This is a genomic window from Acidovorax sp. Root275, assembly GCF_001428965.1.
Classification (GTDB): domain Bacteria; phylum Pseudomonadota; class Gammaproteobacteria; order Burkholderiales; family Burkholderiaceae_C; genus Acidovorax; species Acidovorax radicis.
In genome coordinates this window covers 733,477-747,860 of the sequence record NZ_LMJH01000001.1, presented here as the reverse complement: position 1 = coordinate 747,860, position 14,384 = coordinate 733,477, and the positions used below count along the sequence as shown (strand labels likewise).

At 66.0% G+C, this 14,384-nt stretch carries 14 protein-coding genes and 1 riboswitch; of the genes, 12 read left to right on the top strand and 2 right to left on the bottom strand.

Annotation, left to right across the window (positions count from 1 at the left end):
- The first annotated feature begins 94 nt into the window (after positions 1-94).
- The 5 genes from fdxA (at position 95) to ASE52_RS03435 (ending at position 4,478) form a co-directional block, all read left to right on the top strand.
- Positions 95-424: a ferredoxin FdxA gene (gene fdxA / locus ASE52_RS03455; RefSeq protein ID WP_056744243.1), complete on the top strand. Its 330-nt coding sequence runs from the start codon at positions 95-97 to the stop codon at positions 422-424.
- Between the two features lie 124 nt (positions 425-548).
- Complete coding sequence (locus tag ASE52_RS03450) at positions 549-1,604, top strand: NAD(P)/FAD-dependent oxidoreductase (protein WP_057223812.1); 1,056 nt, start codon at positions 549-551, stop codon at positions 1,602-1,604.
- 127 nt (positions 1,605-1,731) lie between these two features.
- The gene (locus tag ASE52_RS03445) at positions 1,732-2,091 is read left to right on the top strand and encodes a nuclear transport factor 2 family protein (RefSeq protein ID WP_010461256.1); all 360 of its coding nucleotides are present in this window, start codon (positions 1,732-1,734) and stop codon (positions 2,089-2,091) included.
- A 12-nt stretch (positions 2,092-2,103) separates the two neighbouring features.
- Entirely contained in the window at positions 2,104-2,985 is an 882-nt protein-coding gene (locus tag ASE52_RS03440; protein ID WP_057223808.1) for a helix-turn-helix domain-containing protein, read from the top strand.
- Positions 2,986-3,021: 36 nt separating this feature from the next.
- A riboswitch (TPP riboswitch) is annotated at positions 3,022-3,125 on the top strand.
- Between the two features lie 72 nt (positions 3,126-3,197).
- Positions 3,198-4,478 carry a cytosine permease gene (locus ASE52_RS03435; protein WP_057223806.1) on the top strand — a complete coding sequence of 427 codons (1,281 nt, stop codon included), beginning with the start codon at positions 3,198-3,200 and terminating at the stop codon, positions 4,476-4,478.
- A 68-nt stretch (positions 4,479-4,546) separates the two neighbouring features.
- Here ASE52_RS03435 and thiD read toward each other — a convergent pair whose 3' ends face one another.
- A complete protein-coding gene (thiD, locus tag ASE52_RS03430; RefSeq protein ID WP_057223804.1) occupies positions 4,547-5,410 on the bottom strand; it encodes a bifunctional hydroxymethylpyrimidine kinase/phosphomethylpyrimidine kinase in 864 nt (287 codons plus the stop codon).
- Positions 5,411-5,684: 274 nt separating this feature from the next.
- On the opposite strand from thiD, the gene ASE52_RS03425 reads away from it, so the two are divergent.
- The 4 genes from ASE52_RS03425 (at position 5,685) to thiE (ending at position 8,800) form a co-directional block, all read left to right on the top strand.
- Entirely contained in the window at positions 5,685-6,815 is a 1,131-nt protein-coding gene (locus ASE52_RS03425) for an FAD-dependent oxidoreductase (protein ID WP_057223802.1), read from the top strand.
- On the top strand, positions 6,812-7,009 hold the full coding sequence (gene thiS, locus ASE52_RS03420; RefSeq protein ID WP_057223801.1) for a sulfur carrier protein ThiS: 198 nt from the start codon (positions 6,812-6,814) through the stop codon (positions 7,007-7,009). The genes ASE52_RS03425 and thiS overlap by 4 nt, the downstream gene beginning before the upstream one ends.
- 83 nt (positions 7,010-7,092) lie before the next feature.
- Positions 7,093-7,905, top strand: coding sequence for a thiazole synthase (locus ASE52_RS03415; protein ID WP_057223798.1), 813 nt, complete (start codon positions 7,093-7,095; stop codon positions 7,903-7,905).
- Positions 7,898-8,800, top strand: a complete 903-nt coding sequence (thiE, locus tag ASE52_RS03410; RefSeq protein ID WP_057225163.1) for a thiamine phosphate synthase — start codon at positions 7,898-7,900, stop codon at positions 8,798-8,800. The genes ASE52_RS03415 and thiE overlap by 8 nt, the downstream gene beginning before the upstream one ends.
- 43 nt (positions 8,801-8,843) lie before the next feature.
- Here the strand turns inward: thiE and ASE52_RS03405 are convergent, their stop codons facing one another.
- Positions 8,844-11,066: a hypothetical protein gene (locus tag ASE52_RS03405; protein ID WP_241776907.1), complete on the bottom strand. Its 2,223-nt coding sequence runs from the start codon at positions 11,064-11,066 to the stop codon at positions 8,844-8,846.
- A gap of 71 nt (positions 11,067-11,137) precedes the next feature.
- Here ASE52_RS03405 and ASE52_RS03400 point away from each other — a divergent pair, with 71 nt between their 5' ends.
- From ASE52_RS03400 to ASE52_RS03390, 3 genes are all read left to right on the top strand, one after another.
- Positions 11,138-12,661: a 3-hydroxyacyl-CoA dehydrogenase gene (locus ASE52_RS03400; RefSeq protein WP_057223796.1), complete on the top strand. Its 1,524-nt coding sequence runs from the start codon at positions 11,138-11,140 to the stop codon at positions 12,659-12,661.
- 36 nt (positions 12,662-12,697) lie between these two features.
- Positions 12,698-13,477 (top strand): enoyl-CoA hydratase, encoded by a 780-nt coding sequence (locus ASE52_RS03395; protein ID WP_057223795.1) that lies wholly within the window; start codon positions 12,698-12,700, stop codon positions 13,475-13,477.
- Positions 13,478-13,662: 185 nt separating this feature from the next.
- Positions 13,663-14,382, top strand: a complete 720-nt coding sequence (locus ASE52_RS03390; protein WP_010461226.1) for a Crp/Fnr family transcriptional regulator — start codon at positions 13,663-13,665, stop codon at positions 14,380-14,382.
- Positions 14,383-14,384: the final 2 nt, after the last annotated feature.

Genomic DNA, 14,384 nt, shown 5'->3' with positions numbered 1-14,384 from the left:
CCCAGTCACCCCATCCGGGTGAGGGACCTTGTAACCAATGGTCGGTGAAAGCTTCTAAAATTGAGGGTTTTCACCGACCCACACAACTCCTGTCATGACCCACGTCGTCTCCGAAAACTGCATCAAGTGCAAGTACACCGATTGTGTGGACGTGTGCCCCGTGGACTGCTTCCGCGAAGGCCCGAACATGCTCGTCATCGATCCTGACGAATGCATCGACTGCGCCGTGTGCATCCCCGAATGCCCGGCCAACGCCATTTTTGCCGAAGAAGACCTGCCGGCCGACCAGATCGCCTTCATCAAGCTCAACGCCGATCTGTCCTTTGCCGACGGCTGGAAGAGCATCACCAAGCGCAAGCCCGCGCTGCCAGACGCCGACGAGTGGAACGGCAAGCCGGGCAAGGTCAACGAACTAGTCAAGTGACCCCCCTGAGTCGCTTCGCACCATCCCCCAAGGGGGACGCCACCAGTGGCCTGGCAAAGCCAGTTCCACGGTGGCACAGGTCTTTGGCAGCGCCAGTTTCGGGCGCTGCGCGCGTGGCTTGAGCATGATTCAAGAAACCGACGCCGTCGTCATCGGCGCGGGTCCCGTGGGCCTGTTCCAGGTCTTCCAGCTGGGCCTGCAAGGCATCACCGCCAACCTGATCGATGCCCTGCCCCATGCGGGCGGCCAGTGCGTCGAGCTGTACGGCGACAAACCCATCTACGACATCCCGGGCATCCCCGTGTGCACCGGGAGCGAGCTGGCCGGTTTGCTGCTTCAGCAGATTGCACCGTTCAAGACCCAGTGGCACCTGAACACGCTGGTGTCCGCACTCACCGTGCACGCCGATGGGCGCCTGCTGGTCGAAACCTCGCAAGGTGCGCAGCTTCTGGCCCGCAGCGTGTTCATTGCCGCCGGCGTGGGCGCCTTTGTGCCGCGCACGCTCAAGGTGGACGGCATCGAGCGCTTTGTGGGCACACAGGTCCACTACCAGAGCCTGCCCTCCACGGCCAACGTGGCCGGGCGCCATGTGGTGGTGCACGGCGGCGACGAGCCTGCGGTGGCCCGCGCCGTGGAACTGGCCGAACACGGCCAGGCCGCCCGCGTCAGCCTGCTGCACCGCCGCGATGTGTTCCAGGCCCCGGATGCCCTGCTGCAGCGCCTGCAGCAACTGCGCGATGCGGGCCGCATCCACGTCGAGGCCGCGCAGATCACCGGTATCGAAACCGCTGGTGACCAGCTAACCGCCTTGCAGGTGGTGGACGCCGATGGCAGCACCCGCGCCCTGGCGCTGGACCTGCTGGTGGCCGTGCTGGGCATCTCGCCCCGCCTTGGGCCCATTGCGGACTGGGGTTTGGCCATGGACCGCAAACAGCTGCTGGTGGACACCGAGGCCTTCCGCACCAGCGTGCGCGGCATCTATGCCGTGGGCGACATCAACACCTACCCCGGCAAACGCAAGCTCATCCTGTGCGGCTTCCACGAGGCCACTCTGGCCGCCTTTGGCGCCGCCGAGGCGCTCAAGGGCGACAAGGTGGCGCTGCAATACACCACCACCAGCCCACGGCTGCACCAGTTGCTGGGTGTGGCACCGGGATCGGCGCCGTCCGTCAGCGCGTAGCCCCGGCGGGCCAGGGCACCATCGCTGCTTGCCAAGCCGGCCCGGCGCACAAATAAGCACAAAATGTCAAAAAGGCGCACAAGCGCCCGGCACGATGGCGTCTCCATTCACCCATCAGGAGCACACCGTGAGCCAACAACCCCTTCAATCCATCTGGGACACCTACACCGCGTCGTGGAAGACCGACTCGGCCGCGGACCGCACAGCCCTTTTTACCCAGTCCCTCGACCCCGCCTGCACCTACAACGACCCGCTGGCCACCGCCCAGGGCTGGGACCAATTGACGGCCTACATGGACAACTTTCACAGCCAAGTGCCCGGTGGGCATTTTGTGACCCACTATTTCGCCAGCCACAACCAGCAGAGCATCGCCAAGTGGAACATGGTGGATGGCAGCGGGCAGGTGATCGGGGAAGGCGTGAGCTACGGCCGGTACAACGACCAGAATCGCCTGGTTGCGATGACCGGTTTCTTTGAAACCCCTTGAACGGACGCCACTGTGCTTTATCTCCGGCAAATCCAGGAGGGCATCGATTTCATCGAGGCCCATCTCGAATCCGATATCCAGCTTTCCGAGGTGGCACGGGCCGCAGCGATGAGCCAGTGGCACTTCCAGCGGATCTTCAAGGCGCTGACCAACGAAACCCTCAAGACCTATATCCGGTCGCGCCGGTTCTCGCGGGCGCTGGAGCAGTTGACCAACACACGGTTGAGCGTGCTCGACATTGCGCTGGCGTCGGGGTACGAGACACAGGAGAGCTTCACGCGCGCATTCAGGGATTGCTTTCGGCTCACGCCGTCGCAGTACCGCAAGATGGGCAACCGCTCGCTGTTCGTGCGCAAGATCCGGTTTGACCAAAGCTACCTCGCGCACATTCACCACAACATTTCCCTGGAACCCGACATTCAGCAGCAGCCCGCCATGCAGCTGGTCGGGCTGCCCACAGACTACTACGGCATCGACTCCGAAAAGAACAACCTGGGCCAGAAACTGCCGCCCCTGTGGGCGAAGTTCCTGCCCCGGCTGGGCGAGATTGCGAACACCGTGCCCGGGGTCTGCTATGGCGTCGTGGCGCCAGCAGGACCACACACGGAAGAGCTGCGCTACCTGGCATGCATCGAAGTGCGCGGCCCCGGTGCGCTGCCACCGGGCATGGTGGCCCTGGAAATCCCCGGATCGACCTATGCACGCTTCACCCACCGGGGCCCTGCGCAGAATGTCGATGCGACGGTGAACTACATCTACTCCAGCTGGCTGCTATCGGCCGGCCCGTCGCACACCCTGGGGCCGGATCTGGAAATCTACGGTGCCCAGTACCACCCGACCTCCGGCGACTCCGTGATGCACTACGCGATCCCGATTGCCCAGGCCAAGCGCTGACCCTCCCCCTACAATAGGACCGCGCTCCTTTTGGGGCGCCATCGCTAGGGGTGTCGAACCGGCCTGCCGGAACCGACTGAGAGAGTCCCTTTGAACCTGATTGAGATCATCCTCGCGCAGGGAAGCACGTCCGCCTCGGCACAGCCCAGAATGAATTGACTTTGGGGCGCGCTGGCGGGCCGCCCCTGCTCTGTACTGCCACGGAGCCATCCATGTCCTCATCACCCGCCGCGCCCTCCACCAACGAAGCGCTGGTCCCCGTTGCCCCCGACCGCCGTGTCTTCCAGTGGCACGACCACGCCTCGCTCTGGTTCAGCCTGGGCGTGGGTTTGCTTGTCATGCAGGTGGGCGCGTACCTGATGCCTGCGCTGGGCACCCAGGAGGCGCTGATCGCCATCGTCTGCGGCTCCATCGTGGGCGCGGGCCTGCTGGGCTGGGTGGCCAAGCTGGGCTGCGACAGCGGCCTGGCCAGCGCCGGGCTGATGCACGCGGTGTACGGCCGCACGTTTGCCAGCCTGCCGATCATTTTGAACATCGTGCAGCTGGTGGGCTGGGGCACGTTCGAGCTGGTGGTGATGCGCGATGCCACGGTGGCCATCGGCCAACAGTCCGGCACCATGGCCGGCGCGCATTGGCCCGTGCTGGCTACGCTGCTGTGGGGCGGCGTGGTGATGCTGCTCATCAGCGGCTCGATGGTGCAGCTGGTGCGCAAGGTGATCGCACGCGTGGCGCTGCCGCTGGTGGTGCTTTCGCTGCTGTGGCTGTCGTGGCAGTTTTTGTCGCTGGCGCAGGCCCAGGGTTTTGAAGCGCTGTGGACGCGCAAGGGCGAAGGCGGCATGGGCGTGCTGCCCGCGCTGGACCTGGTGATCGCCATGCCGATCTCGTGGCTACCTCTGGTGGCCGACTATGCGCGCCACGGCAAGCATGGTGGATCGGCGCTGCGCGGCACCTGGCTGGGCTACGCGCTGGCCAACATGTGGTGCTACACGCTCGGCGTGCTGGTGGCGCTGACCCTGCCGAGCAAGGACCTGGTGCAGGCCCTGCTGCTGGCCCAGGGCGGGCTGATCGCACTGTCGCTGATCCTGATCGACGAGGTGGATAACGCCTATGGCGACACCTATTCGGGCGCGGTGTCGGCCCACAGCCTGCTGCCACGCTGGGGCGTGCGCAAGTGGGGCCTGGCCATGGCAGCCGTATGCACAGGCCTCGCACTGGTGCTGCCCATGCACAGCCTGGAGCCGTTTTTGTTGCTGCTCAGCTCGGTGTTTGTGCCACTGTTTGGGGTGATCTTGGGCCGACTGGCGTTTGGCACCAACGCACCCGCGCTGCTGGCTGCGGCACGCCGGGTGAATGCGGCCCCGGTGGCGATCTGGTTGGTGGGGATTGCCGTCTACCACCTGGCTCCGCAGGTGGTACCGGGCGCGGGTTCAGCGCTGCCGGCGCTGGCGTTCAGCTTTTTGCTGGCCTGGGCCACACGGCCACGGGGCCATTGAATAGCTATCGAATTGTGAGCTACTAGCGCTTACCTGATAAGCGCTAGAGGCCAAAAACAAACAAATTTCTACAGCACCAACTGCGCCACAGGCGCATAGCCGTGGTTGAGCGGACCGTGGCCACGGCCGGTGGTCACATTGGCCCCTGCGGCGATGGCCCCCAGAATGTAGGCGCGTGCGCGCTCCACCGCCTGCTGCAAGGGCAGGCCCTGCGCCAGGTGGGCCGCAACGGCCGAAGACAAGGTGCAGCCGGTGCCGTGCCCGTTGGGCGTGGCAATGCGTGCTGACTCCAGCCGCTGCCGCACGCCGTTGCGGGTGGCCAAAATGTCCACCACCCAGTCTCCGGGCAGGTGGCCGCCCTTGAGCAGCGCTGCGCGTGCACCCAGCGCGCACAGCGCCTGCGCGGCTTCATCCAGCGTTTCCACGCCCTTGATGCTGCGCCCCAGCAGCCAGCCGGCCTCATCGAGGTTGGGGGTGATCACCTCGGCCAGCGGAAACAGTTCCTGCACCAGCACGCTCACGGTTTCTGCGGCAATGAGCCGGTCGCCGCTGGTGGCCACCATCACGGGGTCGAGCACCACATGCGGCAGCTGGTAGGTGCGGATGGCATCGGCCACCACGCGCACCACTTCGGGCGAATGCAGCATGCCGATCTTGACCGCATCCACGCCAATGTCCTGCACCACGGCATCGATCTGGGCCCGGAGCATCTCGGGCGGTATGCCGTGGATGCCCGTCACGCCACAGGTGTTCTGCGCCGTGATGGCCGTGATGGCCGTCATGCCGTAGCAGCCCAGCGCGCTGAAGGTCTTGAGGTCGGCCTGGATGCCCGCCCCGCCGCCGCTGTCGGAACCGGCGATGGAGAGCACACGCACATAGCGGTGTGTGGAAGGCATAGACGGCGTGGAGGACGGCGGGGTCAAAGAAGTCATGGCAAAAATTATGGCCTATGCGCTAGCGCAAAAAGGGCTGCCTTTGGTTGTGCTGTAATTGATTTTTCCGGACGAAACAGGGGTGTCCCACCGCTTTTGGTGTGCGACTGAGAAATACCCTGGGGCCCGCACGCAGCGCTGCACGGCACTGCCTGCCCCACACCGTGGCCCCGCTACCCGATCCAGGTCATGCTGGCGTGGGGAGTTTCCAAGAGCGGCACCGCCCCGTTTTGTCCATGGTTGCCAGCCAACACACGGACACACCGACGGACCTATGCCACTTCAACCCTCTTCTTTTGCCATTCTGGGCGCGGGCCTCATGGGCCGCCTGCTTGCGGTGGAGCTGGCCCGCCAGGGGCACCGGGTCGACATCTACGACGCAGGCAGTCCGGCCGCTGAACATTCGGCCGCGACCGTGGCCGCGGCCATGCTGGCGCCGCTGGCCGAATCGGCCATCACCGAGCCTGGTGTGGTGCGCATGGGCCACCATGCCCTCACCCGCTGGCCACAGCTGCTGGCGGCGCTGGCCGAGCCCGTGTTCTTCCAGCAGGCCGGCACGCTCATCGTGTGGCACCGGCAGGACGCGGCCGAGGCCCAGCGGCTGACTCGCCAGCTGGAGGCCAATCAGCAGACGGTGCCCGAGTTGCCAGCCCTGCAAAAGCTCGACGGCACCGCGCTGGCCCAGGCGGAGCCCACGCTGGCGCAGCGCTTTGCGCAGGGCCTGTACCTGCCCGGCGAGGGCCAGCTCGACAACCGGCAGCTGCTGGCGGCGCTGGTGGTGGAAATGCAGCGGCTGTCCGTGCGCATGCACTGGCACACCCCCCAGTCGCCCGAGGCCTTTGCGCCCGGCGCGCCCGGCCAGCCCGACTGGGTGCTGGACTGCCGTGGCCTCGGCGCCAAGGCCCAATGGCCGGCTTTGCGCGGTGTGCGGGGCGAGGTGGTGCGCATCCACGCACCGGATGTCACGCTGCAACGCCCCACCCGGCTGGTGCACCCGCGCTATCCCATCTATATCGCCCCCAAGCCGGACCACCTGTTCGTGATCGGTGCGACCGAGATCGAATCGGACGACCTCTCGCCCGCCAGCGTGCGATCGACGCTGGAGCTGCTCTCCGCCGCCTACGCCGTGCACCCCGGCTTTGCAGAGGGCCGCATTCTGGAACTGGCCACGCAGTGCCGCCCCACGCTGCCCGACAACCTGCCCGCCATTCGCCAGCCGCGCCGGGGCGTGCTGGAGATCAACGGCCTGTACCGCCACGGCTTCATGATCGCGCCCGCCCTGCTGGACGTGACGCTGGAAGTGCTGAACGCGGGACAATCGCAGCTTTCGCAACGTTTTGACCTCGCGCTGGAACTGGAGCCCGCCCCCCTGCCCCCACCCAGCGCGGTCGCCGCCTTCGCATGAACATCTCCATCAACCAGATCCTGCACAAACTGCCCGAGGGTGCCACCGTGGCCGATGCCGTGGCCGCCATCGCGGCCCGCCCCCCATTTGCCGTGGCCGTGAACACCCACTTTGTGCCCAACACCCGCTACGCCGCGCAGGCCCTGCAGCCCGGTGACCGCGTGGAAATCATCTCGCCCGTCACGGGGGGATGACCCCTGGCTTGCAATTTTGAGAAAAATTGGCCCCTAGCGCTTTTCCATCAAGCGCGAGCAGCTATTAAAAAGATAGTAAAAATATGACCACTTCGACGCCCCAAGACCCTCTGGTGCTGTACGGCCAGCAGTTCGCGAGCCGCCTGCTGCTGGGCACCTCGCGCTACCCATCCCCTGCGGTGCTCGAAGCCGCCGTGTTGCGCGCGCAGCCCGCCATGGTCACCGCGTCGTTGCGCCGCCAGGGCAGCAACCCGGCCGAAAGCGGCAGCAGCTTCTGGGAGCTTCTGCGCAAGCTCAACGTACCCGTGCTGCCCAACACCGCCGGCTGCCACAGCGCGCAAGAGGCCATCACCACGGCACAGATGGCGCGCGAGGTGTTCAACACCCCCTGGATCAAGCTGGAACTGATCGGCGACGACTACACGTTGCAGCCCGACACGCTGAACCTGGTGGGCGTGGCGGAACACCTCATCAAGGAAGGTTTTCAGGTGCTGCCGTACTGCACCGAAGACCTGGTGGTGTGCCAGCGCCTGGTGGATGTGGGCTGCCAGGCCGTGATGCCCTGGGCCGCGCCCATCGGCACAGGCCGTGGCCCCGTCAACCCCTATGCACTGCAAACGCTGCGCGAGCGCCTGAACGTGCCGCTGCTGGTGGACGCCGGGCTGGGCCTGCCATCACACGCCTGCCAGGTGATGGAATGGGGTTACGACGGCGTGCTGCTGAACACCGCAGTCGCACTCGCGCAAGACCCGGTGGCCATGGCAGGCGCCTTCGCCGACGCCGTGAATGCCGGGCGTGCCGCGCGCAAGGCCGGTGCCATGGCTGCGCAGGAGGCCGCCCAGCCCAGCACGCCCGTGCTCGGCACCCCCTTTTGGCACCATGAACAACATGCGTGACGACACCAGCGCCATGGTGCAGGCCATTCTTGCGCACCACGCCGCCACCTTCGCGGGCTTTGGCGCAGAGCCTGCCCCGGAGCCCGCGCGACAGGAACCCGCCTACCTGGCAGCCCTGCAGGCTTGCAGCACGCTGGGCTTCATTGCCCACGACGCGGAATGCCTCGCCCAGGCCTGGCTGGCCCAAAGCCTGCGCACCGGCGCCTTCCAGCCAGAGCAATGGCCCGACACACCGGAGGATTTTGGCCTGCAACCCGTGCCACGTGCCCAGGCGTTCGCCCCGTGTCCTGGCCAGTTGGGCCTGTACGCCGTGTTGCCCGACGCCGACTGGGTGGGCCGCATGGCACGTGCAGGTGTACCCACGGTGCAGCTTCGCTTCAAGTCGGCCAATCCTCATGCGATTGCGCAGCAGGTGCACGCGGCGGTGCAGGCCGTCAAGGGCACGAACGCCCTGCTGTTCATCAATGACCATTGGCGCATGGCCATCCAGGCAGGTGCCTATGGGATTCACCTCGGCCAGGAAGATCTGGATGCCCTGGCCCCCGATGAACTCCAAGCGCTGCGCGCTTCAGGCCTGCGCCTGGGTGTCAGCACCCATGGCTACGCGGAAATGGTGCGAGCAGATGCCGTAGGCCCCAGCTACATCGCCATGGGCGCCGTGTTCCCTACCACCCTCAAGAAAATGGCCACGGCCCCACAGGGCGTGGGCCGGCTGGGCGTCTACGCGCGCCTGCTGCGCAGCTATCCCCAGGTGGCCATTGGCGGCATCGGCGCCGAGCAGTTTGCCCAGGTACAGGCCACGGGCGTGGGATCGATTGCGGTGGTTCGCGCCATCGTCAATGCGACTGACCCCGAAGCCACCGTTGCGCAGCTGATGCGCCAGATGAAAACGTAAACAAACGGCCAGCCCTGAAAAGGCGCTGCTGCGCCCTGGCGCCCTATTTGCGGCCAGTCTTCTTCTGCTCCAGCTCCAGCCGCAGTTCGACCAGGTCGTTGTCCATGCCAAAACCCACGGCCTGACCCGGGGGCGGGGAGGCGGTCACCGGCACGGCCGGCAAATCACTGAGCGTGAGATGGGGCGGCTCTGACAGGTCAAGGTCCAGATCCAGCGCCGCACCACGCGTGTCGCCATCCAGCACCGAGGGAGCTGCGACCACTGCGGCCTGGGGCGGACGTCCCGCAACGGGAGGCATTCCGTCAAAGTCGAACTCCAGGCTGGCCGCGCGCGAGTCCTGCGGCAATGCGTCTGTTTTGGCCGGCACTTTCTGAAGCGGTTCTTGCTGCACCTGCGTTTCGACCCGGGGCGCCGCCAGCGGTGTGGTGCGCTTGCGGGGTGCCGGTTCCCCTCTGGCACTCGCGGGCGTGGTTTGTGCAATGGAGAGCAACAACAGCAGGTCGTCGTAGGCCGCAAGGTCAAAGGGCTCGACCGAACCGGCACCGTCGTGCCGGAACAGCAGCTTTTCGAGCAGTTGCAGCACCGACGGAGAAGTCCATTCGGCCTCGATGTCGGCCAACGCATCGGTGTAGTGGTAGAGCATGCGGCCCGTGCGGTGGAAACTGGCAAATTCCGGCACTTGCGCGTTGAACGATTGCATGAACTGCGTGCGCAGTTGCGTGAACTCCTCCACCCTGCTCAGCGTGTGGTAGAGCCGCAAAAGCTCCAGATAGGCCAGTGGCGAAGTCGCGCCGCGTTCAGCGATGTGCTTCTTCAGCACTTCGATGGCCTGCTGGTGTTCACCCACCGAAATGAAAAACTCGGCCTGTTGCTGGATGTCGAAAAGCTCTTCCGGGCTGACGATGTGCAGTGCAGGACGGGGTGCAGTGGCAGGGGGTGCTGCCGGGGCCATGGCCTTCAGGGGGGCAGGCGCACTGGGCAATGGGGCCGTGGCCACAAACGGTGTCACCAGCGGGGCTGCGGCTGAATCAGCGGAGGGAGCCCGGACTTCAGCAAGCTCGTCAGACGGCATCCAGTCGTCACTGGGGTGTGGGGCCAGGCCCAGCGCAGCTCCATGTTCGGCCAGGGCGTCATGCCCCCCCAGCGCCGCTACGGAATCGCGCCATGCCCGCACCGCCTTTTCGGAGGCGCTGCGCATCCGCACCCAAGCCCACGCCACCAGCAACAGCGCCAGCAGCAGCAATCCGCCCAGCGCGTACACCACGGTGGCGGGGAATCGCTCGCTCTCGGCCTGCTCCAGCTGTTGCTGCAGTTGCGCGGCGGCGGCCCGGTCCCGGGCGGCCTGCGCCCGCAGGTTGGCGACATCGGCCTCCAAGGCCTTGAGCCGATCACTGTCCTGATTGGCATCCTCGGGCTGGGCGTTCAGTGCTTTCCAGAGCGCTGCAGCCTGGGCACGCTGGGCCGAGGGCTGGTCTGCCGGCAGGACCAGCAGTTCGGGAGAGGTGCGCAGCGCCAGCGGGCGGTCCACCCAGACATCGAGCGGCTCGATCACAAGGCGGGCCCGGTCGGCAGGCTTGGGCACTGCTGGCGCCTTGTTCTTGGCAGGCGGCGCTGCAACGGCGGGGGTCTGGGAGCGTGTGGTGGCCGACTCTGCGGGCCGTGGGGGTGCAAGGCGCGCCGCAGGCTTGGCCGCCGGTGGGGCTGGCACAGAATCAGGCCGGTTTTCGGGTCGCGGGGGCGGCAATCCCGAAGGAGAAGGAGCGGCAGGAGATGCCGCAGCCACGCTGGGGCGCGGGCCGGTTGAACCCTGGGCCGGGCGAGGTGTTTCAACACCCATTCCGGCCACGGAAGGAAGCCGCGAGACATCGACCGGTGATGCCGACCGAGCCACCGTGGACGGAAGCTCGGCAAAGAATGTGTAGGTACGTGTGATCTTGCCCGTACATCCCGCCGACAAGGTGACCATCAATACCGGCTCGTCCACCGCAACGGCGGCCTGCACCCGCACCGCCGGTAAGCGTCCCCGCATGTCGGGCAAGGGAACCACCCGCACGTTCGCATCGCCAATCGCCGTGTCCCCTGCCACCAGCTTGGCGGTCACGCAGGCAGAGGCCAGATCGGTGCCCGGGTCTGGCTGGATATCGAACGACAGATCCACCGGCGCACCCAACACCACCGCGCCTCTGCTGCTGCCCAAAGACAATGCCGAGGCGCCCGCAGCGACCATCCACAGACCGGTCCCAAAAATGGCGTTACGGATTTTCACAATAAGTTCTGTTTTGGTGCGGTCCATTCTTGCACATAAGTCCCGCGCAACGCCAGAGCCATAATGGCGCTATGAAAATTCAGTTTCCCAACATCGCAATCGTGGGCACCGGCGCCATGGGTCGGGGCATTGCACAGATCGCCGCGCAGGCCGGCAGCCAGGTTTTTCTGCTCGATGCAACCCCAGGCGCCGCCCAGGCCGCCCAGGCGGCGCTGCAAGACCAATGGACCAAGTTGGTCGCCAAAGGGCGCATTGATGCGGATCAAGCCACGGCACTCGCTGCGCGGCTGCACCCGGTGCAGGCAGTGACCGATCTGGCCGCGTGTGACCTGGTGATCGAAGCCATCGTCGAACGGCTGGATGTGAAGCAGAAGCTGTTTGCCGAACTGGAGTCCGTGGTGCGCAGCGATGCCGTGCTGGCCACCAACACCTCGTCCCTGTCCGTGACCGCGATTGGGGCGGCGCTCCAGCGCCCGCAGCGCCTGGCGGGTTTTCACTTCTTCAATCCGGTGCCTTTGATGAAGGTGGTGGAAGTCATTGCGGGCCTCAAGACCGACCCCGCGATTTGCACCGCCCTGGCGGCCTACGCCAAAGAGATGGGCCACACCCCCGTTCAGGCACAAGACACCCCCGGCTTCATCGTGAACCACGCGGGGCGCGGTTTCGGCACAGAGGCCCTGCGCATCGTGGGCGAAGGCGTGGCCGACTTCGCCACCATCGACCGCATCCTGCGCGACCAGGTCGGCTTCAAGCTCGGGCCTTTCGAGCTGATGGACCTCACGGCGCTGGATGTCTCCCACCCGGTGATGGAATCCATCTACCGCCAGTACTACGACGAGCCGCGTTTTCGCCCCAGCGTGATCACCGCGCAGCGCCTGGCGGGTGGCGTGGTGGGCAAGAAAGTGGGGGAAGGTTTCTACCGCTACGTGGACGGTGTGGCGCAAATACCCGCAGAGGCCCCGCCGCCCGTGGTGACCGAGATTCCCCCCGTGTGGGTTTCGCCCCGCGCCGCCCGTCGCGCCGAGCTGTACCAGCTGCTCAAGGAGCTGGGCGCCACCATCGAAACCGGCCAATCGCCCTCGCCCCAGGCCATCACGCTGGTCGCGCCGCTGGGCTTTGACGTGACCACCGTCGCCGTGGTCGAGCGCCTGGACCCCGCCCGCACCATCGGCATCGACATGCTGATCGACGATGCCGCCACCAAGCGCCGCGTACTGGCCACCAACCCGGCCACCCGCGTGGACATCCGCAATGCGGTGCATGCGCTGTTCGCCCGCGACGGCAAGGCCGTGAGCGTGATCCGCGACAGCGGTGGTTTTGTCACGCAGCGCGTGGTGGCCACCATCGTGAACATCGCCAGCGACATCTGCCAGCAAGGCATCTGCTCCCCCAAGGACCTGGAAACCGCCGTCACCCTGGGCCTGGGCTACCCCCTCGGTCCCCTGGCCATGGGCGACCGCTGGGGCCCCACCAACATTCTGGAAGTGCTGTTCAACATGCAAACGGTCTATGGCGACACCCGCTACCGCCCCAGCCCCTGGCTGCGCAGGCGGGGTGCGATCGGCCTGAGCCTGAGCCACGTAGAAGAAGACTGATCGCTTCGCAGAACAGCCACCTTACCCAAGGCCACCATGCCCGCAGAACTCCAGAGCACCAGCCAGGGCCAGACCCTGATCCTGACCCTTCGCAACCCCGAGCGGCGCAACGCCATCGACCCTGTGATGTACGCAGCGGGCGTGGAGGCGCTGGGTGTGGCCGAAAGCAGTCCCGACATCCGCAGCGTGGTCATCACGGGCGCCGATGGCATGTTCTGCTCGGGCGGCAATCTGCAGCGTCTGCTGGCTAACCGCCAGGAAGCCCCGGAGGTGCAGGCACAGAGCATCGAAGGCCTGCACAACTGGATCGAGACCATCCGCACCTACCCCAAGCCCGTGATTGCGGCTGTGGAAGGGGCGGCGGCCGGCGCGGGCTTTTCGCTGGCGCTGGCCTGCGATTTGATCGTGGCGGCGCGCAACGCCGTGTTTGTGATGGCCTACAGCAACGTGGCCCTGTCACCCGATGGTGGCGCCAGCTGGAGCCTGTCGCAAGCCCTGCCCCGCCAGGTGGCGACGGAGATCCTAATGTGTGGTGACCGCATCGGCGCAGAACGCCTGCACGCTCTCGGTGTGGTCAACCGCATTGCGGAAACCGGCAGCGCACTGGAGACAGCCCTGGCGCTGGCCGAGCAGCTCAATGCGCGCGCGCCCAATGCCCTCGCGAGCATCAAGGAGCTGCTGAACGAGGCACCCCATGCCCAGCTCACACACCACCTGGCCCATGAGCGCGACCACTTCGTGAATAACCTGCACCATGCGAACGGCGGCGCAGGCATATCGGCCTTCCTCGAAAAACGCGTGCCCCGCTACGAGTAGCACTGCACCGGGGTGCCCAGAGAGAGCACCCACCGCCAAACACCCTCACCCCCGGTCCGCTGCCCCCAGCGCCCGGGGGTTTTCTTTGGGGCCAACAGGGCAGACACGCAGGTGACAACCCTGACGCAGCACGAAGGTCCCTGACGCGACAATGGGTCTGTTTCTAGTCACCCAAAAGACAGGCCATGGACGACCCGATTCTTACTATCGAAGAACGTGAAGCGATCAACTCAGGTCGCTGGTTTTCATCTCTTTCACCTTCTCTACGCCACGACATCCTCCGATGTGCATACGTCAAACGCTTCAAGGACGGCGGCCTCATCGCCGCACGCGGAGATCCGCCCGAAGAGTGGATTGCGTGCGCGCGTGGTGCGGTGCGGGTGAGCTCGACCTCCATCTCGGGCAAGCAGATCACGCTGACGTACGTGGAGCCGGGCATCTGGTTCGGCGACGTGGCGATCTTCGACGGGGACCGGCGCACGCACGATGCCTACGCGCATGGCGACACCACGATCCTGTGTGTGGCCAAGGCCGATTTCCGCAAGATCCTGGCGGTGCACACCGAGCTGTACGAAGCCATGCTGCGACTGCATGCACGGCGCATTCGCCAGCTGTTCGGGCTGGTGGAAGACCTCAACACCCTGCCCTTGCGCTCGCGCTTGGCCAAGCAATTGGTGCACTTGGTGCGCAGCTACGGCGTGCCCAGCTTGTCGGACGGCAGCGAGATGCGCATCGGACTGCAACTGGCGCAGGAAGAACTGGCGCAACTGCTGGGCGCATCGCGCCAACGCGTGAACCAGGAACTCAAGGCCATGGAGCGCGAGGACGCCATCCGCATCGAGCCGGGCGGCCTGGTGGTGCGTGACCGCGAAGCCCTGATGCGCATTGCTGAAACCGACAACTGACT

Bases quoted from the DNA above. Each gene is read 5' to 3' on its own strand.
- thiE (WP_057225163.1), top strand. From the start codon at position 7,898: ATGCGTGACGACACCAGCGCCATGGTGCAGGCCATTCTTGCGCACCAC.
- thiS (WP_057223801.1), top strand. From the start codon at position 6,812: ATGAACATCTCCATCAACCAGATCCTGCACAAACTGCCCGAGGGTGCC.
- ASE52_RS03425 (WP_057223802.1), top strand. From the start codon at position 5,685: ATGCCACTTCAACCCTCTTCTTTTGCCATTCTGGGCGCGGGCCTCATG.
- ASE52_RS03390 (WP_010461226.1), top strand. From the start codon at position 13,663: ATGGACGACCCGATTCTTACTATCGAAGAACGTGAAGCGATCAACTCA.
- fdxA (WP_056744243.1), top strand. From the start codon at position 95: ATGACCCACGTCGTCTCCGAAAACTGCATCAAGTGCAAGTACACCGAT.
- thiD (WP_057223804.1), bottom strand. From the start codon at position 5,410: ATGACTTCTTTGACCCCGCCGTCCTCCACGCCGTCTATGCCTTCCACA.
- ASE52_RS03450 (WP_057223812.1), top strand. From the start codon at position 549: ATGATTCAAGAAACCGACGCCGTCGTCATCGGCGCGGGTCCCGTGGGC.
- ASE52_RS03435 (WP_057223806.1), top strand. From the start codon at position 3,198: ATGTCCTCATCACCCGCCGCGCCCTCCACCAACGAAGCGCTGGTCCCC.
- ASE52_RS03415 (WP_057223798.1), top strand. From the start codon at position 7,093: ATGACCACTTCGACGCCCCAAGACCCTCTGGTGCTGTACGGCCAGCAG.
- ASE52_RS03400 (WP_057223796.1), top strand. From the start codon at position 11,138: ATGAAAATTCAGTTTCCCAACATCGCAATCGTGGGCACCGGCGCCATG.
- ASE52_RS03395 (WP_057223795.1), top strand. From the start codon at position 12,698: ATGCCCGCAGAACTCCAGAGCACCAGCCAGGGCCAGACCCTGATCCTG.